This window comes from Brevundimonas balnearis, assembly GCF_042434805.1.
Taxonomy (GTDB): Bacteria; Pseudomonadota; Alphaproteobacteria; order Caulobacterales; family Caulobacteraceae; genus Brevundimonas; species Brevundimonas balnearis.
The window spans coordinates 15,731-39,387 of the sequence record NZ_JBHLSW010000015.1 but is presented as its reverse complement, the minus strand read 5'-3'; the positions used below and the strand labels follow the sequence as shown (position 1 = coordinate 39,387).

The 23,657-nt window shown below is 70.9% G+C and carries 21 protein-coding genes; 13 read left to right on the top strand and 8 right to left on the bottom strand.

Annotated features, from left to right (window positions below; genetic code table 11):
* Positions 1-25: 25 nt before the first annotated feature.
* Positions 26-1,183 (top strand): beta-ketoacyl-ACP synthase III, encoded by a 1,158-nt coding sequence (locus tag ACFFGE_RS13105; RefSeq protein ID WP_376836889.1) that lies wholly within the window; start codon positions 26-28, stop codon positions 1,181-1,183.
* Positions 1,184-1,263: 80 nt separating this feature from the next.
* Entirely contained in the window at positions 1,264-1,530 is a 267-nt protein-coding gene (locus ACFFGE_RS13100; protein ID WP_376836888.1) for a hypothetical protein, read from the top strand.
* A gap of 184 nt (positions 1,531-1,714) precedes the next feature.
* On the opposite strand, the gene ACFFGE_RS13095 is transcribed toward ACFFGE_RS13100, so the two are convergent.
* On the bottom strand, positions 1,715-2,242 hold the full coding sequence (locus ACFFGE_RS13095; protein WP_376836887.1) for a porin family protein: 528 nt from the start codon (positions 2,240-2,242) through the stop codon (positions 1,715-1,717).
* 194 nt (positions 2,243-2,436) lie between these two features.
* Positions 2,437-5,106: a pyruvate, phosphate dikinase gene (gene ppdK, locus ACFFGE_RS13090; RefSeq protein ID WP_376836886.1), complete on the bottom strand. Its 2,670-nt coding sequence runs from the start codon at positions 5,104-5,106 to the stop codon at positions 2,437-2,439.
* A gap of 281 nt (positions 5,107-5,387) precedes the next feature.
* On the opposite strand from ppdK, the gene ACFFGE_RS13085 reads away from it, so the two are divergent.
* Genes ACFFGE_RS13085 through ACFFGE_RS13060 form a run of 6 tightly spaced genes read left to right on the top strand, consistent with a single transcriptional unit; the run spans position 5,388 to position 11,201 of the window.
* Positions 5,388-5,825, top strand: coding sequence for an ABA4-like family protein (locus tag ACFFGE_RS13085; protein ID WP_376836885.1), 438 nt, complete (start codon positions 5,388-5,390; stop codon positions 5,823-5,825).
* Between the two features lie 34 nt (positions 5,826-5,859).
* Complete coding sequence (locus ACFFGE_RS13080; RefSeq protein WP_376836884.1) at positions 5,860-8,349, top strand: helicase-related protein; 2,490 nt, start codon at positions 5,860-5,862, stop codon at positions 8,347-8,349.
* Between the two features lie 8 nt (positions 8,350-8,357).
* On the top strand, positions 8,358-9,734 hold the full coding sequence (locus ACFFGE_RS13075; protein WP_376836883.1) for an MFS transporter: 1,377 nt from the start codon (positions 8,358-8,360) through the stop codon (positions 9,732-9,734).
* A complete protein-coding gene (locus ACFFGE_RS13070) occupies positions 9,731-10,024 on the top strand; it encodes an RNA-binding S4 domain-containing protein (protein ID WP_376836882.1) in 294 nt (97 codons plus the stop codon). The genes ACFFGE_RS13075 and ACFFGE_RS13070 overlap by 4 nt, the downstream gene beginning before the upstream one ends.
* Positions 10,021-10,221, top strand: coding sequence for a DUF2093 domain-containing protein (locus tag ACFFGE_RS13065; protein WP_376836881.1), 201 nt, complete (start codon positions 10,021-10,023; stop codon positions 10,219-10,221). Before ACFFGE_RS13070 ends, ACFFGE_RS13065 begins: the two co-directional genes overlap by 4 nt.
* 11 nt (positions 10,222-10,232) lie before the next feature.
* Complete coding sequence (locus ACFFGE_RS13060; protein ID WP_376836880.1) at positions 10,233-11,201, top strand: WD40 repeat domain-containing protein; 969 nt, start codon at positions 10,233-10,235, stop codon at positions 11,199-11,201.
* Here ACFFGE_RS13060 and ACFFGE_RS13055 read toward each other — a convergent pair.
* Positions 11,198-12,235, bottom strand: coding sequence for a winged helix-turn-helix domain-containing protein (locus ACFFGE_RS13055; protein ID WP_376836878.1), 1,038 nt, complete (start codon positions 12,233-12,235; stop codon positions 11,198-11,200). The genes ACFFGE_RS13060 and ACFFGE_RS13055 overlap by 4 nt on opposite strands.
* 152 nt (positions 12,236-12,387) lie before the next feature.
* Here ACFFGE_RS13055 and ACFFGE_RS13050 point away from each other — a divergent pair, with 152 nt between their 5' ends.
* A complete protein-coding gene (locus ACFFGE_RS13050) occupies positions 12,388-12,927 on the top strand; it encodes a hypothetical protein (protein WP_376836877.1) in 540 nt (179 codons plus the stop codon).
* 30 nt (positions 12,928-12,957) lie between these two features.
* Entirely contained in the window at positions 12,958-13,362 is a 405-nt protein-coding gene (locus ACFFGE_RS13045; protein WP_376836876.1) for a hypothetical protein, read from the top strand.
* Between the two features lies 1 nt (position 13,363).
* Here the strand turns inward: ACFFGE_RS13045 and putA are convergent, their stop codons facing one another.
* Complete coding sequence (gene putA / locus ACFFGE_RS13040) at positions 13,364-16,495, bottom strand: bifunctional proline dehydrogenase/L-glutamate gamma-semialdehyde dehydrogenase PutA (protein WP_376836875.1); 3,132 nt, start codon at positions 16,493-16,495, stop codon at positions 13,364-13,366.
* Positions 16,496-16,605: 110 nt separating this feature from the next.
* Here putA and ACFFGE_RS13035 point away from each other — a divergent pair, with 110 nt between their 5' ends.
* The 3 genes from ACFFGE_RS13035 to ACFFGE_RS13025 all read left to right on the top strand — a co-directional run bounded on the left by ACFFGE_RS13035 (position 16,606) and on the right by ACFFGE_RS13025 (position 19,802).
* A complete protein-coding gene (locus tag ACFFGE_RS13035) occupies positions 16,606-17,067 on the top strand; it encodes an Lrp/AsnC ligand binding domain-containing protein (RefSeq protein WP_376836874.1) in 462 nt (153 codons plus the stop codon).
* A 73-nt stretch (positions 17,068-17,140) separates the two neighbouring features.
* Positions 17,141-18,223 carry a glycosyltransferase family 4 protein gene (locus ACFFGE_RS13030; protein WP_376836873.1) on the top strand — a complete coding sequence of 361 codons (1,083 nt, stop codon included), beginning with the start codon at positions 17,141-17,143 and terminating at the stop codon, positions 18,221-18,223.
* 70 nt (positions 18,224-18,293) lie between these two features.
* Positions 18,294-19,802: an alkaline phosphatase gene (locus ACFFGE_RS13025; RefSeq protein ID WP_376836872.1), complete on the top strand. Its 1,509-nt coding sequence runs from the start codon at positions 18,294-18,296 to the stop codon at positions 19,800-19,802.
* Positions 19,803-19,858: 56 nt separating this feature from the next.
* Here ACFFGE_RS13025 and ACFFGE_RS13020 read toward each other — a convergent pair whose 3' ends face one another.
* The 4 genes from ACFFGE_RS13020 to phnC are packed head-to-tail and all read right to left on the bottom strand — an operon-like array spanning position 19,859 to position 23,551.
* Positions 19,859-20,911 (bottom strand): substrate-binding domain-containing protein, encoded by a 1,053-nt coding sequence (locus ACFFGE_RS13020; RefSeq protein ID WP_376836871.1) that lies wholly within the window; start codon positions 20,909-20,911, stop codon positions 19,859-19,861.
* Between the two features lie 32 nt (positions 20,912-20,943).
* Positions 20,944-21,765, bottom strand: coding sequence for a phosphonate ABC transporter, permease protein PhnE (phnE, locus tag ACFFGE_RS13015; protein WP_376836870.1), 822 nt, complete (start codon positions 21,763-21,765; stop codon positions 20,944-20,946).
* Positions 21,762-22,760 carry a phosphate/phosphite/phosphonate ABC transporter substrate-binding protein gene (gene phnD / locus ACFFGE_RS13010; RefSeq protein ID WP_376836869.1) on the bottom strand — a complete coding sequence of 333 codons (999 nt, stop codon included), beginning with the start codon at positions 22,758-22,760 and terminating at the stop codon, positions 21,762-21,764. Before phnD ends, phnE begins: the two co-directional genes overlap by 4 nt.
* Complete coding sequence (gene phnC / locus ACFFGE_RS13005) at positions 22,757-23,551, bottom strand: phosphonate ABC transporter ATP-binding protein (RefSeq protein ID WP_376836868.1); 795 nt, start codon at positions 23,549-23,551, stop codon at positions 22,757-22,759. The genes phnD and phnC overlap by 4 nt, the downstream gene beginning before the upstream one ends.
* Positions 23,552-23,657: the final 106 nt, after the last annotated feature.

The following is a 23,657-nucleotide window of genomic DNA, read 5'->3' as shown; positions in this document are numbered from 1 at the left end:
CCGAGCGATAGGGACACGAAACACCTTGCCCAAAGCCGTCATCGCCGCCACCGGCCTGTTCACGCCGGACCAGTCGATCTCGAACGAAGAGCTGGTCGCCGCCTACAACGCCTACGCCGAGCGGTTCAACGCCGAGCAGGCCGAGGCGATCGCGGCCGGCGAGGTCGAGGCCCTGACCCCGTCGTCGGTCGAGTTCATCGAGAAGGCGTCCGGCATCAAGCGGCGCTTCGTGCTGGACAAGGCCGGCGTGCTGGACCCCGCCCGCATGGCCCCGAACCTTCCCGAACGCTCCAACGACGAGCTGTCGATCATGGCCGAGATGGCGGTGAAGGCGGCGCGTCAGGCCATCGAGGACTGGGGCAAGCCGGTCAGCGAGATCGGCGCGGTCCTGTGCGCCGCGTCGAACATGCCCCGCCCCTATCCGGCGCTGGCCATCGAGGTGCAGCAGGCGCTGGGAATCGAGGGCTTCGCCTTCGACATGAACGTGGCCTGCTCCTCGGCCACCTTCGGCATCAAGACGGCGGCGGACTATGTCGAGACCGGCTCGGTCAAGGCCGTGCTGATGGTCAATCCGGAGGTCTGCTCCGCCCACCTGAACTTCAAGGACCGCGACAGCCACTTCATCTTCGGCGACGTCGCCACCGCCGTGATCGTGGAGGCCGAGGACCAGGCCGGGCCCGGCGGGTGGGAGATCCTGGGCACGCGTCTGAAGACGGTGTTCTCGAACAACATCAGGAACAACTTCGGCTTCCTGAACCGATGGGCGCTGCCGACCGAGCAGGCGACGCCGCCGACCTCGGCCGCCAAGCCCGGCCCGCAGGACGACAAGCTGTTCATCCAGCAGGGCCGCAAGGTGTTCAAGGACGTGGTGCCGATGGTCTCGGAAATGATCGTCGAGCACGCCCGCGACCTCGGCCTGGATCCGACCGGGCTCAAGCGGCTGTGGCTTCACCAGGCCAACATCAACATGAACGAACTGATCGGCAAGCGCGTGCTGGGCCGCGACCCGGAGCCGCCGGAGAACGTCATCATCCTGGACGACTACGCCAACACCTCCTCGGCGGGGTCGATCATCGCATTCCACCTGCACAACCAAGGCTTCGCCGCCGGGGAGACGGGACTGATCTGCAGCTTCGGCGCCGGATACTCGGCCGGAACGGTGTTCGTGAGAAAGCGCGCCTGATCACATCTTCGCGGCAGAGCTTGCATCCGGCGCGGGAGTTTGCGACCGCTTGTCATGTCTCCAGCACGCAGGGCGCCCGCATGACCGAGACCGCCAAGGCCGTTCCCGACACCTTCCTCGAATCGCTCGCGCGCGATGTCGCCATGGTGCTCAGACGGATGGGCGGCTCGGCGCATCAGAAGGATGTCTGCGACTGGGTGGCGGCGCTGCGCCGCCAGCGTGGCGAGCAAGTCTCTCCCGAGCTGCCCGAGCTGGTCCGGGAGGTCTTCGAGCGTTACCGCGACTGGTTCTTCCGCCCGTTCGGCGAAGGCTCCAACCGCTGGGCGCTGGCTCCGGGCGCGGCCTGAGGCGCGAAAAAGGGCGGCCCCTGAGGACCGCCCTCCAGTCGTTGCGCTGACGCGAACCTTAGACCGAAATCGGTTCAGTTGGACGCACGTCCAACTGGGCTCAGATTTCGGTCCAGTTCGAGTGGGAGCCTGATTCACGCCTCAAGCGGAATCGCGAAGCGATTCCGCATAAGCCGATCAGGCTCTAGAAGCGGCGCACGTAGTTCAGCGAATAGGTGTCGACTTCCGCGTCGTCGCCGTCGAAGTCGCGACGGGTCCAGTCGGCGCGGATGCCGTTGCGCTCATCCAGGAAGAAATTCGCGCCGGCGCCGTAGTTGATGCTCTCGCCGTCCTCGGTCACCTCGAAGCCGGCCAGATCGGCGCTGACCTCGGTGGTGCCGTAGCCGAGACGGCCGAACAGCTCGACCCGCTCGCTGACCGGCACGAAGGCGACGCCATAGACCGCGGCGTCCCACTCGTGCTCGACGGAGCCGGTCACGCCGCCGAAGTCGACGTCGTCATCGCGCACGCCGATCGAGGCCTCGCCCTCGGCGCCGAACCAGGGGCTGACCTTGGCGCCGAAGCGGCCGGTGACGGCGCCGAGATCGCCGTCGCCGCCGTCCAGCTGGGTGTAGCCGATCGTGCCGTAAGTCTGGGGCGCCTGGAAGCTCTGCGCCGAGGCGGCCCCGGCGATCAGAGAAAGAGCGGCGGCGGTGAGAAGAATGTTCTTCATGTTTTTGTCCTTGCTAGTCCTGACGCCACAATCGGCGTCGCCCCACCAGCACGGAGGAAATGGGAAGCGCGGCGCGGCAGTTCCAAGGCCGACTGATTACAGCTCCGTAACTGTGGGCGAGCAGGCACATACGCCGGTCCGTCAATGACGGCGGCGATTGGACTTCAATGAGGCGGGAACGCGACTGACCTTTTTCAGCCTTCGCGCTGAGCGAGCGCGGCCTGCGCCGCCGCCAGCCGGGCGATCGGCACCCGGTACGGGCTGCAGCTCACATAGTCGAGGCCCGCCGCTTCGCAGAAGGCGATGGACGAGGGGTCGCCGCCGTGCTCGCCGCAGATGCCCAGCTTGACGTCGGCGCGCACCTTGCGCCCGCGCTCGGTCGCGATCCGGATCAGGTCGCCGACGCCGTCCTGGTCCAGGCGCACGAACGGGTCGTGCTCGAAGATGCCCTTGTCCAGATAGGCCTGCAGGAACCGACCGGAATCGTCGCGGCTGATGCCGAAGGTGGTCTGGGTCAGGTCGTTGGTGCCGAAGCTGAAGAAGGCTGCGTGCTCGGCCAGGTCGTCGGCGCGGATCGCCGCGCGCGGCAGCTCGATCATGGTGCCGACCAGATAGTCGACCCGGTCGCCGGCCGCCTCGAACACCGCCTCGGCCGTGCGGTCGGTCAGCTCGCGCAGGTATTTCATCTCCGCGCCCTTGGCGACCAGCGGATGCATGATCTCCGGCGTGGGCGCCCGTCCCGATGCGCGCTTGACCTCCAGCGCCGCCTCCAGGATCGCCCGGACCTGCATTTCGTAGATCTCGGGATAGGCCACGCCCAGGCGGCACCCCCGGTGGCCGAGCATGGGATTGGTCTCGTGCAGCTCGTTGGCGCGCCGCTTCAGCTTGGCGGCGTCCAGGCCCGAGCCGGCGGCCAGCGCGTCGATCTCCGCCTCGGAGTGCGGGATGAACTCGTGCAGCGGCGGATCGAGCAGGCGCACCGTCACCGGCAGACCGGCCATGATGGTGAACAGCTCCACGAAGTCCGCCTTCTGGAACGGCGCGATCTTGGCGAGCGCCGCGCGGCGACCGGCCTCGTCGTCGGCCAGGATCATCTCGCGCACAGCCGAGATGCGCTCGTCGTCGAAGAACATGTGCTCGGTGCGGCACAGGCCGATGCCTTCGGCGCCGAAGCCGCGGGCGGTCTTGGCGTCGAGCGGAGTCTCGGCGTTGGCGCGGACCTTCAGACGACGCGCGCCGTCGGCCCAGGCCATAAGGGTCTGGAAATCGCCGGTCAGCTCCGGCTCGATCATCTTGACCGCGCCCTCCATGACCTCGCCCTTGGAGCCGTCGATGGTGATGACGTCGCCCGCCTTGAAGGTCCGGCCGCGCACGGTGAAGGTTCCGGCCTTCTCGTCGATCCGGATCTCGCCGGCGCCGGAGACGCAGGGACGCCCCATGCCGCGGGCCACCACCGCCGCGTGGCTGGTCATGCCGCCACGCGCCGTGACGATGCCCCGCGCCGCGTGCATGCCGTGGATGTCCTCGGGGCTGGTCTCGTCGCGCACCAGGATCACCGCGTCGCCCAGCTGGTTCAGGCGCTCGGCCTCGTCGGCGTCGAACACGATCTTGCCGGTCGCCGCGCCGGGGCTGGCGGGCAACCCGTGCGCCACGACCGTCCGGGGCGCGTCCGGGTCGAGCGTGGGGTGCAGCAGTTGATCGAGTGCGGAGGGGTCGACCCTGAGCACCGCCTCGTCCCGGCTGATCACGCCGTCGGCGGCCATCTCGACCGCGATCTTCAGGGCCGCCTTGGCGGTGCGCTTGCCGTTGCGGGTCTGGAGCATCCACAGCCGGCCCTGCTCGACCGTGAACTCGATGTCCTGCATGTCGCGGTAGTGCCGCTCCAGCGTGCCGACGACATCGACGAACTGGGCGAACACCTCCGGCATCGCCTCTTCCATCGAAGGGGCCGTCTCGCCCATCTCCTCACGGCCGGCGCGAGTGAGGGACTGGGGCGTGCGGATGCCGGCGACCACGTCCTCGCCCTGGGCGTTGATCAGGAACTCGCCGTAGAGCCTGGCCTCGCCAGTCGACGGGTTGCGGGTGAAGGCCACGCCCGTGGCCGAGGTCTCGCCCATGTTGCCGAACACCATCGACTGGACGTTGACCGCCGTGCCCCAGCTCTCGGGGATGTCGTGCATGCGGCGATAGAACTTGGCCCGCTCGTTCATCCAGCTGGCGAACACGGCGCCGATCGCGCCCCACAGCTGGTCGTGCGGGTCCTGGGGGAACGGCCGGCCCAGCCGGTCCTCGACCACGGCCTTGTAGTCGGCGACGACCTTCTCCCAGTCCTCGGCCGCGAGCTCGGTGTCGACCGTGAGGCCCAGCCGGTCCTTGTGGTCGTCCAGCACCTCCTCGAAGTCGTCGTGGCTCAGGCCCAGGACGACGTTCGAGTACATGGTGATGAAGCGGCGGTAGCTGTCGAAGGCGAAGCGCCGGTCGCCGGACAGGGCCGCGAGCCCCTCGACCGTCTCGTCGTTGAGGCCGAGGTTCAGGACGGTGTCCATCATGCCCGGCATGGACGCCCTGGCCCCGGACCGGACCGAGACCAGCAGCGGGTTCGTGGGATCGCCGAAGGTCTTGCCGACCACGCCCTCGACGGCGGCGAGTCCCGCCTTCACCTGATCCGCCAGGTCGGCCGGGTAGCTCTGGCCGTTCGAATAGTAGTGGACGCAGGCCTCGGTGGTGATGGTGAAGCCCGGCGGCACCGGCAGGCCCAGCGACGACATCTCCGCCAGATTGGCGCCCTTGCCCCCCAGAAGGTTCTTCATCGACGCGTCGCCGTCGGCGGAGCCCCCGCCGAAGCCGTAGACCCACTTCGTCATCTCTACCCCTGAGTTGCCATCGGCCGCCGGCATCGTCCGGCTTGCCCCCCGCTTAGCGCGACCGGGAGGCCGACGCTATGGCGCCTGTAACATGTCGTGAGCTTGAGGGTTCCGGGCCCGCCCGAGCGGCGCGCGCGCGGTTGTGGTTAATCCGCCTTAATCTACAATATCTTGCGGTGAACAAACGGCGAATCGGACGGTGTCAGTGATTCGGTCGTGATTCGTTTCGCGCCTGTTCCGCTTGCGGCAGGATGCGCATTAACCGCCGCCCGGAGCCCGACATGGATCCCGCACGCCTTTTCGAGATCGCGAATCTGACCGCCCTCGCCGGGTGGCTGATGTTGGCGATCGCGCCGCTGCGTCGCACGCTGCTGGTCAACGCGGCGCGGGTGGTGGGCGTCGGCCTGGCCGTGACCTACACGGTGCTGCTGGCGGGCGTTCTGCTGACCCTCGGCGAGGGGGGGCGCGAGCTGGACTTCTCCAGCCTGGAGGGCGTCACCCGCGCCTTCGCCCAGCCGGAGGGCGTGCTGGTCGGCTGGGTGCATTATCTGGCCTTCGACCTGTGGGTCGGCGCCTGGGAGGTCGAGGACGCCGAGCGACGCGGCCTGCCGCACTGGGCGCTGCTGCCCTGCCTGTTCTTCACCCTGATGTTCGGGCCCTTCGGCCTGCTGCTCTATCTGGCGATCAGCCGCAGCCCGCTGGCGCGCCGCCGCGCTTGAGGAACCGAAGCGGCCACGCCACCTTAAGGCGGTCATGAGCGACCGTTCGACCGGACTCGGCCCTTCCCGCGTGGTCGCGGTGCTTGGACCCACCAACACCGGCAAGACCCACCTGGCGGTGGAGCGGATGCTCGGCCATGCGTCCGGCATGATCGGCCTGCCGCTCCGTCTGCTGGCGCGAGAGATCTACGACCGGATCGTCGCCCGGGTCGGCAAGGCCCGGGTGGCTCTGATCACCGGCGAGGAGAAGATCCTGCCGGACCGCCCCGCCTTCTTCGTCTGCACGGTCGAGGCCATGCCGCTGGAGCGGTCGGTCGATTTCCTGGCGGTGGACGAGATCCAGCTCGCCGCCGACCCGGAGCGCGGCCACGTCTTCACCCACCGGCTGCTGCATGCGCGCGGACGGCACGAGACCATGTTCCTGGGCGCCGGCACGATGGTGCCCCTGGTCCGGCGACTGGTTCCGGACGTCGAGTTCCAGGCGCGGGAGCGGTTCTCCGTCCTGACCTACGCGGGGTCCGAGAAGCTGACGCGCCTGCCCCGCCGGTCGGCGGTGGTCGCCTTCTCCACGGACCAGGTCTACGCCATCGCCGAGCTGATCCGGCGCCAGAAGGGCGGGGCCGCGGTCGTCATGGGCTCGCTGAGCCCGCGCACCCGCAACGCCCAGGTGGAGCTCTTCCAGTCGGGCGAGGTCGACTACCTGGTCGCCACCGACGCCGTCGGCATGGGGCTGAACATGGACGTCGACCATGTGGCCTTCGCCGGCATGCGCAAGTTCGATGGGCGCCGCACCCGCTGGCTTCACGCCCACGAGGTCGGCCAGATCGCCGGGCGCGCGGGTCGCCACCTGCGCGACGGGACCTGGGGCGTCACCGGCGAATGCCAGGAGCCGGACGAGGAGCTGGTCGAGCAGGTCGCCGAGCACCGCTTCGACCCCGTCGAACAGGCCGAGTGGCGCAACGGCAAGCTGGACTTCGACAGCCTGAAAGACCTTCTGCGGTCGCTCTCGGTGACCCCGGGACGGGCGGGTCTGCGCCTGACCGAGCCGGCGCTGGACGAGACCCTGCTGAGGCGCGCGGCGACGGATGAGGACGTGGCGCGCATCGCCCGTTCGCGCGGCGCCCTCATGCGCCTGTGGGACGCCTGCCAGCTGCCGGACTTCCAGAAGACGACGCTGGACGATCACGCGCGGCTGTCGAAGGAGATCTTCCACGCCCTGACCTCGGGGCGCGGTCGTCTGAGCGAGGACTGGATCGCGCCGCGCTTCGCCGCCGTCGATCGCGACGACGGACAGATCGACCAGCTGTCCGCGCGCCTGTCGGGGGTGCGCACCCTGGCCTACATCGCCCAGCGCCCAGACTGGCTGGAGCGGCCCAAGGCCTGGCGCGAACAGACCCGCGCGCTGGAGGACCGGCTGTCGGACGTGCTGCACGAGCGGCTGACCGCGCGCTTCGTCGACCGGCGCACGACCGCACTGATGCGGTCCCTGAACGACCGCCCCGACCTGGACGTCGAGGTGTCGGACGCGGGCGAGGTGTCGATCGAGGGCGCCGTGGTGGGGCGGCTCGACGGCGTGCGCTTCGACGCCGAGACGGGCGCGAGCGCGCTTGAGGACCGGACCCTGCGGGCCGCCGCGCGTCGCGCCGTGGGACCGGAAGTGGCGCGGCGGCTCGGCCGGCTGGCCGCCGACGGCGACGAGGCCTTCGCCGTGACGCCCGCCGGCGAAGTGCTCTGGCGCGGGGAGATCGCCGGGCGCGTCGTCAACGACGATCCCTTCCGGCCCCGGGTGCGTCTGCTCGGCGAGCTGGGGCCGGAGGCGGCGAGGCGTCGCGCGGAGCGCCGGCTGGAGGCCTGGCTGGCGGCCGAGACCGGCCGGGCGCTGCGCGACTTGCGACGGCTCAAGGACGCGGTCGAGCGCGGCGCGATCAAGGGCTTGCCGCGCGGGATCGCCTTCCGGCTGATCGAGGCCGGGGGAATGATCGACCGGCGCGAGGTCGAGCGGGACCTCGCCGCTCTCAGCCAGGCCGAGCGTCGCACGATCAGGGCCTTCGCCATCCGCGTGGGGGCGCATACGGTCTGGCTCCCCGGCGCCCTGAAGCCTCGCGCCCGCACCCTGGCGCAGGCCTTCGCCGCGAACGTGCGCATCCCCGCGGGCGCGGGCGGCGCCCTTCGCCCGCTGCCCGAACCCGCGCCCGGCGCCCGGGCGCTCTCAGCCTACGGCCTGCGCGCCGTCGGCGGCTTCGCCATTCCGGTGGAGGCCCTCGAACGCCTCGCCGAGCTGAAGCGGGAGGCGGGCAAGGCGGACCTGTCCGACGCGGCCCTGTCTGAACTCGGCTGGTCCGCCGCCGAGCTCAAGGCCGTGCTGGCGGCCCTTCGCACCCCTCGCGCCCAGCAGCCCGACCGCCCGGGCAAGGCTCCCCGTCCGGTCAAGGATTCCCCGTTCGCCGCGCTCGCCGCCTTGACCGCGCCGCCCGCTCCGGTCAGGCGAAAGCGCCCGCGCCGCAAGCCCGCCGAGCGCGCCTGAGACCGTCCATGGCCGCATCCAGCCCCGTGCGGGCCTTCTACAATCTGCTGGTCAACAACGCCGTCGCGGGCGTGACCAACTTCACCGTCTGGTTCGCCATCACCTTCTGGGTGTTCCTGGAGACCCGCTCGGTGTTCGCCACCGGCATGATCGCGGGCGTCTTCCTGGTGCTCACGGCGGGATTCGCCGTATGGTTCGGCAGCCTGGTCGACCACTATCCCAAGACCCGCGTCATGCTGGGATCGAGCCTAGCGTCCCTGGCCCTATACGGCCTCTCCCTCGGCCTGCTCCTGATCACGCCCGGGGCGGTCTTCCGCGACGTCGCGCAGCCCCAGCTCTGGATCCTGATCGGCCTCGTCATGCTGGGCGTCATCGCGGGCAACGTCCGCAACATCGCCCTGCCGACCCTCGTCACCCTGCTGGTCCCCGAGGACCGCCGCGACAGGGCCAACGGCCTGGTCGGCATGGCCACGGGCGTCGGCTTTCTGACCACCTCGGTCATCTCCGGCCTGCTGGTCGCCTGGGCCGGCATGATGGGGGCGCTCGGCGTGGCGCTGGGCCTGACGGTGCTGGTCATCCTCCATCTCCTGACCATCCGCATGCCCACGGCCGCCCAGACCGCCGCATCGGCCGCCGAAGCCCCCGCCGACCCGACCGCCAGGCCCGACCGCCGGGTCGACCTGAAGGGCACGCTGAAGGTCGTGGGCGCCGTGCCGGGCCTGTTCGCCCTGATCCTGTTCGCCGCCTTCAACAACTTCCTGGGCGGCGTCTTCATGGCGCTGATGGACGCCTATGGCCTGTCGCTGATGCCGGTCCAGGCGTGGGGCTTCCTGTGGGCGGCCATCTCGGTGTCCTTCATCGTTTCGGGTCTGGTGATCGCCAAGGTGGGCCTGGGACCCAAGCCGCTGCGGACGCTGCTGATCGTCAACCTGATCATGTGGAGCGTGGCCTCGGTCTTCACGATCCAGGCCTCCATCCCGCTGCTCGCCGTCGGCTGCGCGATCTGGATATTCCTCGGGCCCTGGGCCGAGGCCGCCGAACAGACCACGCTCCAGAAGGTGGTCCCCTATGAGCGCCAGGGCCGCGTCTTCGGCTTCGCCCAGTCGGTGGAGCAGTCGGCCTCGCCTTTGACGGCCTTCCTGATCGGACCGCTCACGCAGTTCATCGTCATCCCCTTCATGACCGACGGCTGGGGCGCGCGAGCGATCGGCGGCTGGTTCGGGACGGGACCCGACCGCGGCATGGCGCTGGTCTTCACCGTCGCCGGCCTGTGCGGCGTGGTCCTGACGCTTCTGGCCTTCAACTCCCGCGCCTATCGGAGGCTGTCGGCGGCCTACGCCGGGCCGCCGACGACGGCCGCCGAGGTCCTGGAGCCGGCCGGGTGAGCGAGTCCTGCCGCATCGATGTCTGGCTGTGGCGCGCCCGGTTCTTCAAGAGCCGGTCCCTCGCCGCCGCCTTCGTCGAAAGCGGCCGCGTGCGGCTGACCCACAACGGCGTGCAGAGCCGACTCGACAAGCCCAGTCGCTCGGTCCATCCCGGTGACGACCTGCTGTTTCCTCTGACGGGGCGGCTGATCGCCCTGCGCGTCGCGGCGCTCGGGGAGCGTCGCGGACCGGCGGAGGAGGCGCGAACCCTGTTCACCGTCGTGTCTCCGTCCGGGGACGTGGAGTCATGACGCCGACGACCGGTCCCGAGGCCTTGCTGCACTACGACACCCCGGAGTTCCAGGTGATCCGGCCGGGCGCCTATGTCACCTGCGCCGTGTCCGGCGTCCGCATTCCGCTGGAGCGGCTCAACTACTGGAGCGTGGAGCTCCAGGAAGCCTACGCCTCGGCCGAGTTCATGGTTCGCCGTTGGCGCGAGACGCGCTAGAGCGCTCGGCCATGCGCACCACCTTCGACGCCCAGATCACCGCCGCCCTGTTCGACGCCTCGGGCGCCGTGTTCGCGCTCGGCGACGGCTCCGTCCGCTTCGAGAGCGGCGAGCGGGTGGAGGCCCACGACGGGGCGGTGCTGTCCGCCGTGGTCCACCCGTCCGGCGACGGCGTCGTCACCGGCGGCGACGACGGCCGCATCGTCTGGGTCCGACGCGAGGAGGCCGCGACCCTGGCCACGGCCCAGGGCCGCTGGATCGACGCCCTGGCCGCCTCGCCCGAGTCCGGGCTGATCGCCGGAACCGCCGGCCGAAGCCTGATCGTGCTGGACGCCGCCGATCCCAATTTTCGTCGCGACCACGCCGCCGAGCGCACCCTGTCCGGCGTGGCCTTCGATCCTAAGGGCCGCCGCGTCGCGGCCTCGACCTACGGCGGGGCGCTGGTCTGGTTCGCGCGCATCGCCGACCAGCGACCGACCAGCTTCAAGTGGGCGGGATCGCACACAGGCGTCGCCTTCTCGCCGGACGGCGCCTTCCTGGTCACCACCATGCAGGACAACCAGCTGCACGGCTGGCGCATGAAGGACGCGCGCGACATGCGGATGGGCGGCTATCCGTCCAAGATCCGGAACCTCGCCTTCCTGTCCAAGGGGCAGCTCCTGGCCACGCCCGGGGCGCAGGGCGCGGTTCTGTGGCCCTTCATCGGCGCGAACGGGCCGATGGGGCGCGAAGCGACCGAGATCGGCTTTGATCAGTCCAGCCTCGTGGTGCTGGTGGCCGCTCAAATCCCGCACGGGCGGCTGGTCGCGGGGCTCGACGACGGCCGGGTCTGGGTCGCCGACCCGGCGGCGCAGGGGCTGAACTTCGTACGCGCGGACAAGGGCGCGGCCGTCACCGCCCTGGCGCTCAGCCCCGACGCGAAGCGGGTCGCCTGGGCCGACGAGGACGGCGAGGCGGGCGTGTCCGAAGCCGCGCCCTAGGCCTTCCGCCGCGCCAGGATCATGGCGGCCGTCACGGCGGCCGCGAACAGCGCCCCCTCCGCCGCGCCGGTCAGGGCCTGGGCCAGCCGGCCGAAGCCGTCATCGCCCAGCGCGCGGCCCAGCCCGTCGAGCGACAGCCGCGAGTTCGAGAACACCGCCTGAAGCGCGCTGAGGCTGCCGCCCATCAGACGGCCGTTCATCAGCGGAATGGCCGCGCCCGCCAGCGCGCCCAGGGCCGCGGCCGGCGCCGTCGCGCGCAGCCGTGATCCAGGGTCGGCGAGCTTCAGCCCCAGCCACGCCCCGAACCCGACCGCCCCGCCCAGCAGGGCGCCCTCCCCCGCGCCTGTGATGTCGGACGGGGCCTGCCCCAGCAGCAGGTTGAACGCGTCGAGCCCCAGAAGCTCGACCAGCCCTCCGACGACCAGGCCGCCCAGCGCCCCGCCGATCAGGCTCCAGCGCCAGCGCGGGCCCGGGGCGCGCGCCGTCAGCACGAGGCCCAGCCCCACGCCGCCGCCGCCTAGCAGGCCCACCAGCATCGTCAGGAGGACCAGCACCAGCGCCGCCGAGGCCGCGCCCATGCCGGGCGAGACCGCCGCCAGCCCATAGGCCAGGCCGCCGATCGCGCCCGCCGCGCCGCCGCCCAGCGCGCCCGCCCATGCCGGCCTGAACGACAGGGACGGCGCCGGCCCCGGCGACGCGACGCCGGGCCTCGCCGCCTCCACCCGCTCCACCCGTGCGACGAAGCGGTAGCCGTGCTTGGGCGACGTCTCGATGAAGCGGGGCCGCGCCGCATCGTCGCCCAGCTGGCGGCGGAGCGTGCGGATGCACTGGGTCAGCGCCTCCTCGGTCACGGGCACGCCGCGCCAGACCTCGTCCAGGAACCGGTCCTTCGTCACCAGTCGGCCCGCTTCGCGGACCAGCAGGAGCAGGGCGTCGAAATAGCGGGCGTTCAGCTCCACCACCTCCCCGTCGCGACGCAGACGGCGGTCGCCCGCATCCAGCACGAAGCGGTCGAAGCGATAGGCGTCGGTCATGCGAGGGCGGCCCGGGTCACGCGGGGCAGACTGGCGCCGCCAGGGTCGACGAGGCAACGGCGCCCGACGATTTCAGCGAAGCCTCACGTCGCGCTCATGCGGCTCATGCCCGACGCAGGGAGGATCGCCGGGTTCATCAGGGAGACCTCGCCATGTCCGCGACCGCTTCGCTCGCCCGTTTCGACCCCGTCCTTCGCGCCCTCGGCTGGGGCGGCGCCGTCGGCCTGTGGCTCCTGCCGCTTGTGGCCGGTCGCTTCCTGTCGGGGTTTGACTGGAGCGTGATGGACTATGTGGTCTGGGGCGTGATGCTGCTGACCGCCGCCAGCGTCTTCGAGGCCTCGCTGCGGCTCAGCCCGCGTCTCGACTATCGCCTCGCCAGCTGGATCGCGCTCAGCGCCGGCTTCCTGCTGGTCTGGGCCAACCTCGCCGTAGGAATCGTCGGCGACGAAGGCCATCCGCTGAACGCCCTGTTCTTCGCCGTGCTGATCGTGCCCGTCGTGGGGGCCTTCGTGTCCGGGTTCAGGGCGCGGGGCATGGCCATAAGCCTGCTACTGACCGCGCTGGCCCAGGGGCTCGCGGCGCTTCCGGCCCTCGCCCTCGGCGAGCGTGACGTCTTGCTGACCGGGGCCTGGATCGCCGGCTGGCTGGTGAGCGCGGCGCTGTTTAGGCGGGCCCCTCGCGTGAGTCATTGACTCCCGACAGCGTGTGCGGAGGATCGCCGCATGGGCGTTCAAGAGACCATCGCCGTCTGGACCGACCGGGAGCCCACCCTCGGCGAGGAGCTGGACGCGCTCGGAGAGGAGATCGCCGAGATGGCCAACCTGCCGCCCGAATGGACCGGCGTTCTGGCCGTCGTCTTCATCTCGACCGCCATGGGGCAGCACGGCCCGCGAGTGAAGCTGTACCTCAAGCCCGGTCGCGGCCAGCCCAGCGCCTCGATCTCAATCGGCCCCAATCCGCGCGTGCTGGCCTCCAGCCTGGACGACCGCGATCTGGCCCGCATCGCGCCCAAGGCGCTGGAATGGGTGGCGCTGAACCACGAAGCCCTGACCGCCTTCTGGTTCGAGGGCGAGACCTGGCTGGACGACCAGGTGAGCGAGTTCAAGCGCGGGCTGAAGCGCGTCTGATCTAGAGGTTCAACAGCGCCGGGTCCCCGCCCTGGGCGGCGATGTTGACGCTGATGGCCTTCTCCGACGCGTAGCGGATCAGGCTGTTGGGGCCGCCGGCCTTGGGGCCCGTCCCCGACAGGCCCTCGCCGCCGAAGGGCTGGACGCCGACCACCGCGCCGGTGATGCCCCGGTTCACATAGACGTTGCCGGCCGGGACCAGACGCATGACCTCCTCGGCGAAGGCCTCGATGCGGCTGTGCACCCCGAGCGTCAGGCCATAGCCGCGCGCCGCCAGCCTGCTCGCCACGGTCTTGAGCTCGGCCGGATCGTACCGGTGGATGTGCAGGATCGGACCGAACACCTCGCGCTCCAGGAAGTCCGGCGTGGGGATCTCGGCGATGGTCGGGGCGAAAAGGTCGCCCTTGTTCGCGCCCGTGGGCAGGGTCGCGCGGGCGACGACCCTGGCTTCCCGCTCCAGCCGGGCGACGTGGGCCTCCAGCGCCTGACGGCTCTCGGCGTCGATGACCGGGCCGATGTCGGTCGCGGGATCTGCGGGATCGCCCACCACCTGCACCGCCAGCGCCCCCTTCAACCCTTCGATCAGGCCGTCCGCGGAATCCTTGGGCACATACAGCACCCGCAGCGCCGAACAGCGCTGGCCCGCCGAGCCGAAGGCCGACAGGATCACGTCGTCGATGACCTGTTCCCGAAGCGCGGTGGTGTCGACGAACATGCCGTTCAGGCCGCCCGTCTCGGCGATGAAGGGGATGATCGGTCCCTGCCGGTTGGCGATGGCGCGGTTGATGGCCCAGGCCGTCTCGGTGCCGCCGGTGAACGCCACGCCATCGACGCCCGGGTGGCCGACCAGAGTCGCGCCGACCGTCTCGCCCCGCCCGGGGACCAGCGCCAGGAGGTCCGGGTTCAGGCCGGCCTTGTGATAGAGCCGCACGGCCTCCGCCGCGATCAGCGGCGTCTGCTCGGCGGGCTTGGCCAGGACCGCGTTGCCGGCGGCCAGCGCCGCCGCGATCTGGCCCGTGAAGATGGCCAGCGGGAAGTTCCAGGGGCTGATGCAGGCGAAGACGCCCCGCCCGTGCAGCACCAGGGCGTTGGTTTCCCCGACGGGCCCCGTCAGCGGCTGCTCGCCGCCGAAGTCGCGCTCCGCCAGCATGGCGTAGTAGCGACAGAAGTCCGCCGCCTCGCGCACCTCGGCCACGCCGTCGTTCAGGGTCTTGCCCGCCTCGCGCGACAACAGCGCCACCAGCCGGTCCAGGTCCGCCTCCAGGGCATCCGCCATGGCGCGCAGGACCGGCGCGCGGCCCGCGCCGCCCTTTCGGTCCCAGGCGATCTGGGCCGCCGCCGCACGCTCCGCCGCGTCATCGATGTCGGCGGGCGAGGCTTCGGACACATGCCCCAGCACCTGGGTGCGGTCGAACGGGTTGGTCACGTCCTGCGGCGCGATCCCGGCCATCAGCCTGCCGCCGACGATGGGGCCGGACGTCAGCTTCTCGGCGTCGACCCTGGCGAGCGCCGCCGCGTGGCGGGCGCGCTCGCTCGCCTGGCTGTAATCGCGGCCGAGGGAGTTGAGGCGATCGCCATACAGGTTTCTGGGCACGGGAATCCGGGGGTGGCGGTCGGGCTGGGCCTCGACCTGGGTGACGGGGTCGGCGGCGACCGCCGAGGCCGGGACACGCTCGTCCAGCAGCGCGTGGACGAAGGAGGAGTTGGCGCCGTTCTCCAGCAGGCGCCGCACCAGATAGGGCAGGAGCTCCTCGTGCCCGCCGACGGGCGCATAGGCCCGCACGGTGATGGAGCGGCCGTCCGGGAAGGCTTCGGCCACCGCGTCGTAGAGCGCCTCGCCCATGCCGTGCAGGCGTTGGAACTCGACCTTGACGCCCGAACGCCGGGCCATGTGCTGGACGGCCGCGAGCGTGTGGGCGTTGTGCGTGGCGAACTGGGAATAGACGTGCGGGGCCGCGCGGATCAGGGCGTCGGCGCAGACGAGGTAGTTCAGGTCCGTCGCCGCCTTGGTGGTGAAGACCGGATAGTCGGGCCGGCCCATCACCTGGGCCCGCTTGATCTCGCTGTCCCAATAGGCGCCCTTGACCAGCCGCACCATCAGGCGGCGGCCGCTGGACCTGGCCAGTTCGACGATCCGCGCCACGGCCTCGGGGGCGCGCTTCTGATAGGCCTGGACCGCCAGCCCCAGCCCGCTCCAGTCGCCCAGCTCCGGCTCGCGCGACAGCCGGTCCAGCAGCTTCAGCGACAGGGCCAGCCGGTCCGCCTCCTCCGCGTCCATGGTGAAGTTGATGTTGTGCCCCGCTGCGATGATCGCCAGCCGCTTCACCCGCGGATAGAGCTCGTCCCAGACGCGCGCCTCGTGCGTCGCCTCGTAGCGCGGCGACAGGGCCGACAGCTTGACCGAGACGCCGTGGCCGCCCTCGGGGCCGTAACCGTTGGCGACCTGGCCCACCGCCTCGATGGCCACCGCATAGATCCGCTCATAGCGTTCGGCGTCCGCCTCGGTGCGCGCGCCCTCGCCCAGCATGTCGAAGCTGCACAGCCAGCCCTCGCGCCCGGCGCGCTTCAGGGCGGCGTCGATGGTGCGGCCGACGACGAACTGCTCACCCATGATGCGCACGGCCTGGGCCACCGCCTGGCGGATCACCGGTTCGCCGATCCGGCCCGCGACGCGCTTCAGGAAGCCGGGCAGGTCGCGCTTGGCGTCCTCGTCCACCTCGACCAGCTTGCCGGTCAGCATCAGGCCCCAGGTCGAGGCGTTGACGAACAGACTGTCGGACCGGCCCAGATGGCTGGCCCAGTCGGCCGAGCCGATCTTCTCGGCGATCAGGCGGTCGCGGGTGTCGTCGTCGGGGGTGCGCAGGAGGGCCTCGGCCAGGCACATCAGGGCCAGCCCCTCGCGGGTGCCGAGGCTGAACTCCTGCAGGAAGCTCTCAACCACCCCCTGGCGCTGGGGGCTCTTCCTCGCCCGCTCGACCAGGTCGACGGCGGCTTCGACGACCGCCTGCCGCTCGGTCGGGTCCAGAGGCACGGCCGCGAGGTTGCGCGCCACGGCCGCGCGTTCGTCCTCGTGCTTGCCCTGATCCAGGGCGTCCCAGAACGCGAGGGCGGAGGGGGTGAAGGCGTCGCTCATGGCGGATCCGACCGGTGAATCTCGACGCTCGATAATCCCGCCATGACCGAAGGTGTTTCGTATGTTACGTCACTGAACCGACGATCGTTCGGGAACGGAGCCATTTTTTGATGATCGAGATCGACGCCGTCGATCGCCGCATCCTGCGGGTGCTGCAATCCGACGCCCGGATCTCCAACGCCGAGCTGGCGCGTCGCTGCAACCTGTCGCCCGCCGCCTGCTTCGAGCGCGTCCGGCGCCTGCGCGAGCGGGGCGTCATCACCGGCTATGCGGCGATGGTGGACCCCGCGCTGGTCGGGCGGGACCTGCTGATCTTCGTCGAGGTGCTGCTGGACCGCACCACCGGGGACCTGTTCGAGGCCTTCGCCGAGGCCGTGCGCCGCCAGCCAGAGGTCCTGGAGTGCCACATGGTGGCCGGCGGCTTCGACTATCTGATCAAGGCGCGGGTGGCCGACATGGACGCCTATCGCGCCTTCCTGGGCGACGTCCTCGTGCGCATGCCCGGCGTGCGCGAGACCCGGACCTATGCGGTGCTCGAGGAGGTGAAGTCGACCACCGTCCTGCCCCTGTGACAGCCGTCTCGCCATCGGCAAGCGGAGCGTCTAGAAGTTCAGGCCCCATGTAACCGCAAGGTTGTGCGACCGCATGCGCATCGTCCTGGCCACCGACGCCTGGGAGCCCCAGGTCAACGGCGTCGTCCGCACCCTGACCCGCACGGTCGCGGAGTGCCGCGCCATGGGTCACGAGGTCGAGGTCATCGAGCCCAGCCAGTTCAAGACCATCCCGGCCCCCACCTATCCCGAGATCAAGCTGGCGCTCGGCGCCGAGGAAGAGATTCGCGAGCGGCTGCGCGCCATCGAGCCGGAGGCGGTGCACATCGCCACCGAGGGCCCCATCGGCATAGCCACACGACGCATCTGCGTGGAATGGAAGCTGCCGTTCACGACCAGCTACCACACCAAGTTTCCTGAGTACGTCTCGGCCCGGTTCCCGATCCCGGTCCAGGTCGGCTACGCCTACATGAAGTGGTTCCACAAGCCGTCGGGCCGTCTGATGGTGGCGACGCCGACGCTGAAGAAGGAGCTGGAGGCGCACGGCTTCAAGAACATCTCGCCCTGGTCGCGCGGGGTCGACACCGAGTTGTTCCGGCCGGATCTGGAGCCGATCTACGCCGAACTCGGCGGCGCGGACTGGCCGCGCCCCTTCTGGCTGAACGTCGGCCGGGTGGCGGTGGAGAAGAACATCGAGGCCTTCCTCGAGCTGGATCTTCCGGGCACCAAGATCGTCGTCGGCGACGGGCCCGCCCGCGCCGACCTGGAGGCGCGGTTCCCCAAGGCGAAGTTCCTGGGAGCCCGCTTCGGCCAGGAGCTGGCGCGGTGCTTCCGTGACGCCGACGTCTTTGTCTTCCCAAGCTGGACCGACACCTTCGGCCTGGTGATCCTGGAGTCGATGGCGACCGGCACCCCCGTCGCCGCCTATCCGGCGCACGGCCCCATCGACCTGATCCCCGGCTCTGAAGCGGGGGCGATCGACGACGACCTGAAGGCCGCCTGCCTCAAGGCGCTGGAGTGCGATCGGCGCGCGACCCGCGCCTATGCCGAGAAGTTCAGCTGGCGCGCTTCGGCCGAGGAGTTCGTGCGCAACCTGCAGCCCTATCCCGAGCCCGAGCGCGGCCGGTTCTGGCGCCGGCTGCGGCGTCTAGCGCGGGTCCGGCGGCGCGCCGCCTAAGGCCACGCGAGACGGGACCGTCACACAACCCGGCTAGGCTATCGGCTCCCTTGAGCCCGGAGCCTCGCCCATGACCCGCTCGATCCGCGCCGGCCTGCGCCTGTCCGCCGCCTTCCTGGCCCTGACCCTCGCCGCCCCCGCCCTCGCCCAGACCCCGCCGCCGGCGGCGGGAGGGGGCGAGGACGCCTACTTCGCCGCGGGACGTGCGGCGCTGGCGCAGCGTCTGGCGGTGCGCCCGATCGAGGGCCGCGCCCGCAACGTCATCCTGTTCATCGGCGACGGCATGGGCATCTCGACCCTGACCGCCGCCCGTCTGCTGGGGGCCGAGCAGGCCGGCCGCGCCGGCGAGAACGTGCCGCTGGCCATGGACGGCCTGCCCCATGCCGCCCTCGTCCAGACCTACACCCACGACGCCATGGTGGCCGACTCCGCGGCCACGGCGACGGCCATGGTCACCGGCGCCAAGACCCGCAATGGCCTGCTGGGCGTGGCCGCGACCGCCCCGGCGCGGGACTGCGCCGCGGCCCTCGCCGCCCCGCTGGACAGCCTGTTCGGTCAGGCCGAGGACGCCGGCATGGCGACCGGCGTGGTCACCACCGCCCGCGTGACCCACGCCACCCCGGCGGCGGTCTACGCCCACAGCCCCGACCGCAACTGGGAGAGCGACCGGCAGCTGCCGGCGGCGGCCGTAGAGGCCGGCTGCCGCGACATCGCCCGGCAGATGATCGAGTGGCCCCACGGCGACGGCCTCGACGTCGTGCTGGGCGGCGGCCGGGCCTACTTCACCCCCGAAGGCCAGGCCGATCCGGAGGCGCCGTCGCGCAGCGGCCTGCGCCGCGACGGCCGCGACCTGATCGCGGAGTGGCGCGCCGCCAACCCGACCGGCGCCTTCGTCATGGACCAGGCCGGCTTCGACGCCGTGGACCCGGCGCGCACCCCGCGCCTGCTCGGCCTCTTCGAGCCGGACCACATGCGCTACGCCCACGACCGCGAGAACGAACCGTCGCTGGCGGAGATGACGCTCAAGGCCATCGCCCTGCTCGAGGCCCGCGGCCAGGGCTATGTGCTGATGGTCGAGGGGGCGCGCATCGACCACGCCCACCATGTCGGCCAGGCCGGCGCCGCCCTTAACGACACCCTCGCCTTTGACGCCGCCATCCGCGCCGCGCTCGAAGCGGTGGACCTGAACGACACCCTGGTGATCGTCACCGCCGACCACAGCCACAATCTGACGCTCACCGGCTATCCGCCGCGCGGCGCGCCGGTGCTGGGTCTGGTGACGGGCGCCGACGGCGCGCCGGTGCGGCTGCCCGACGGCAAGCCGGCGACGGTGCTGAGCTACGCCAACGGCCCCGGCGGCCCCATGGGCTCGCGCGCCGACCTGTCGGACGCCCATGTCGACGATCCGGAGTTCGTGCACCCCGCCCTCGCCCCCCTGCCTTCGGCGGCCCACGGGGGCGAGGACGTGGCGGTGCTGGCGGCGGGCCCCTGGGCCCATCTGTTCGGCGGGGTGATCGAGCAGCAGGTGATCTATCACGTCATGGCCCACGCCCTCGGCATGGGCCAGACCCGGGACTGAAACAGACCCCCGGGCGAACAGGCCCGCCCCGGTCCGGCCGGGGCGGGCGTCGCGCCTTACTCCGGGCGGGTCATCACGGTCTGAGCCTGGGCGATCTGGCGCTGCTGGGCCAGTTCCTCGGCGGGCAGCGGGGTCAGGCCGCGGTCTTCCAGATAGCCGCCGCGACCGGCCGAGGCGTCGGACATGAACTCGTTCACGAACTCGGCCAGGCCCGGGATCACGTCGATATGGGCCTTCTTCACATAGATGTAGAGGCTGCGCGCCAGCGGGTAGGATCCGTCTGCGATGGTGTCCACGGACGGGGCGACCCCGTCGATGGTTTCGGCCTTCACCGCGTCCATGTTCTCCTCCAGGAAGGAGAAGCCGAACACGCCCAGCGAACCCGGCGTGCGGGTCAGGGTCTGCAGGATGGCGTTGTCGTTCTCGCCGGAGTCGATCCACAGGCCGTCTTCGCGCAGCGTGTGGGCCACGGACTCGAACCGGTCCTCGTCCGAACCCTCGAGCGCCGCCATCTCGGGCAGGCGGGCGGCGCCCGGCGTCATGCCCAGCTCCAGGAAGGCGTCCCTGGTGCCCGAGGTCGGCGGCGGGCCGTACACCTGGATCCGCTGGGCCGGCAGGGCCGGATTGACCTGGCTCCACTGGGTGGCCGGGTTGGCGACGATCTCGCCGTTCACCGGAACCTCCTTGGCCAGCGCGAGGTAGAGATCCTGGAGGCGCAGGTCGAACGAGGCCCCTGTGCGCGCGGTCGCGACCACGATGCCGTCGTAGCCGATCTTCAGCTCGATGATGTCGGTCACGCCGTTGCGGGCGCAGGTGTCGAACTCGTTCGCCGTCATCTGGCGAGAGGCGTTGGCGATGTCCGGCGTGGCCGGGCCGATGCCCTGGCAGAAGGCCTGGATTCCGCCCCCGGTGCCCAGCGACTCCACGCGCGGCGTGGCCCCGCCCTGCGAGCGCGAGAAGGTCTCGGCCACGCGCGTCGAGAAGGGGAAGACGGTCGAGGAGCCGGCGGCCCAGATGCCGTTCCGCCCCTGACCGCCGGCGCCGCCGTCGCCGCAGGCGGAAAGGGCCAGCGCGCCGAGCGCGGCGAAGGTCGCGAGGGTGCGGGTCATGACGGTCTCCCGGGGGTTCAGCGTTGAAAGGCTTAGAGCAGACGTTTGCGCATCGCCTGTGACAGCAGGTCGATCAGCGTGACGGCGACGACGACGACGATCACCACCGCCGAAACGTCCCTGAAGGCGAAGGCGTTCATGCGGTCGAACAGCACCTGGCCGATGCCGCCGGCGCCGATCAGGCCGAGCACGGTCGCCGAGCGGCTGTTGGATTCGAAGCGATAGAGGGCGAAGCTGGTCCACAGGGGCGCGACCTGGGGGATGACGCCCCAGACGATCTCCTGAAGCCGCGAACCGCCGGTGGCGCGCACCCCTTCGACAGGCCCTTTGTCGATGGACTCCACCGCCTCGGAGAACAGCTTGGCCAGCACGCCCGCCGTGTTGAGGGTGATGGCCAGCACGCCCGCGAGCGGCCCGAGGCCCACGGCGACGACGAACAGCAGGCCGATCACCAGGTCCGGGATGGACCGCAGCATGTTCATGACCCAGCGGACCGGCTGGACGACCCAGCCCGGCGCGATGTTGCGCGCCGCCGCCAGGCCCATCGGCACGGCCAGGAAGACCGCCAGGAAGGTGCCCCACAGCGCGATCTGCACCGTCTCCCACATCTTTTCGACGAACAGCCGCCAGTCGGTGAAATTCGGCCGCAGCAGGTCGGCGGCGAAGTTCTGCAGGTTCGCCGAGTTGGTCACGAGACGCGACAGGTTCGCCAGATCGACGGCCTCGAAGCTGTAGATCAGGAGCGCGGCGACCCCGCCCCAGATCAGGATGTCGAGTCCCCAGGCGCCCAGCGAGCGGCTGGGCGGCGCCGGCACGACCGAGGCGTCGGCGACCGGGGGCGAGGCGGAGGTCAAGGCTGGACCTCGCGGCGGGCGCGCAGGCGGCTCAGTTCGGCCTCGGCCTCGGCCACGGCGGCCTGGTCGCCGCGCGCGCGAGCCTCCTGCAGGGCCTGGTCGGCGGCGAGCTCGCGCACCGGATCCAGGTAGGATCCGTCGGCGGCCCGGAACTGCGAATAGTTCAGCCCGCGCAGCACCTCGCGCTGGCGTTCGGCCTCCGCACCCTCGCCCTGGCCGTAGGAGAGGAAGAAGCTGCGGATGCGCTCCTTCAGCGCGGGATCCAGGTCCTCACGCAGCAGGATGCCGGACTCCGGGATCGGCGGCGACTGCCAGATCTCCTCGATCTGCTCGGCGACCTGGGGGTTCTGGCGCTCGAGGAAGACGGTGTTGACGGTGTTCGACGTCGCCACGTCGACCACCCCGGTCGCCACGGCGAAGGCGTTGGCCTGATGGTTCGCCGCCCGGACGGTGGAGAAGCACTGGTTCGGATCCACGCCGCGCGCGTTGAAGAGGAAGGTCATGGGCGCCAGCGTGCCCGAGGTCGACTGGGCGTCGCCGATGCCGAAGTCGTAGCGACGCCCGCAGGCCAGGACGTCGTCCAGCGTGATGCCCGAACCGGCTCTGACGATCAGGGTCGAGCGATAGCTGTCTCGGCCTTCGAGATCGACCGTGCGCGCGATCACCTCGGCCTCCGCGCGGTCGATGGCCTCGATCGCCGGCTTGGCCGAGAACCAGGCCACGTGCGTCTGGCCCCCGCGCATCGCCTCGACCAGCACGGTGTAGTTGGAGCCGAAGAACGGCTCGACCGGCACGCCGATGGCCTCGCTCATGTCCTCCAGCAGCGGCTGCCACAGCGGCCCGGCCGAGGCCTGGCCCTCCGCCGACAGGATGGAGAAGACAACGGTTTCCGGCGCCCCGGCCGGAGCCTCGCGCTCGCCGCCGCCGCAAGCGGCGACCGTCAGGACCAGGGCGGCCGCAGCCAACGCCCGGCGGGTGAGGTTTAGACGGCTCATGACTTCGTCTCCCAGAAGGCGTCCTCGAACTCGGGGCCGTAGATGTCGATCAGGGTCTTGGTGTCCAATTCGGTCGACGGGCCGTCGTAGACGACCTTGCCCGCCTTCAGCGCCACCACCCGGTCGCAATAGCGCAGGGCGTAGTCCACCTGGTGCAGGGTCACGATCACGCCCAGCCCGTCGCGCCGGTTCAGCTCGACCAGCAGCTCCATCACCTTGCGGGCGGAGACCGGGTCCAGCGACGCCACCGGCTCGTCGGCGAGAATCGCCTGGGCGCCCTGGACGATGGCGCGGGCGATGGCGCCTCGCTGCTGCTGGCCGCCAGACAGGGTGTTGGCCCGCTGGGCGGCGTAGTCGGACACGCCCACCCGGTCCAGCGCCGCCATGGCCCGCCGACGATCCTCCATCGGCCACAGGCCCAGAACCCCTCGCCAGCCCGGCAGGCGGCCGAGCGCGCCCAGCATGACGTTGGAGAACAACGACAGGCGGCCCACCAGGTTGAACTGCTGGAAGATCATCCCGATCCGGCGTCGCGCGTCGCGGGCCTGGCCGGTCAGGCGACCGTTCTTCTGGACGTTCAGCCCGAAGACGTCGATCGCGCCCTTTCCCGGGTCGATCGACTGAAGGCCGGTGATCGAGCGCAGGAGGGTCGACTTGCCCGATCCCGACGGTCCGATCAGGGCGACCATCTCCCCCGGGGCGACCTCGAGCGAGACGCCGTCGAGCGCCTTGCGGGCGCCGAAGGTCTTGGAGACGTCGCGGACGGACGTCACGGCGGCGGTGGAGGTCATCAAGTCGCGCGTTCGGTCGTTGACGGGGCGCGCCCGCATGGCCCGCTCGGGCCCCTGAGGCAAGCCCTAATCGCACGAGCGGCCGGGCGGCGTCCAGCGCGCCGCC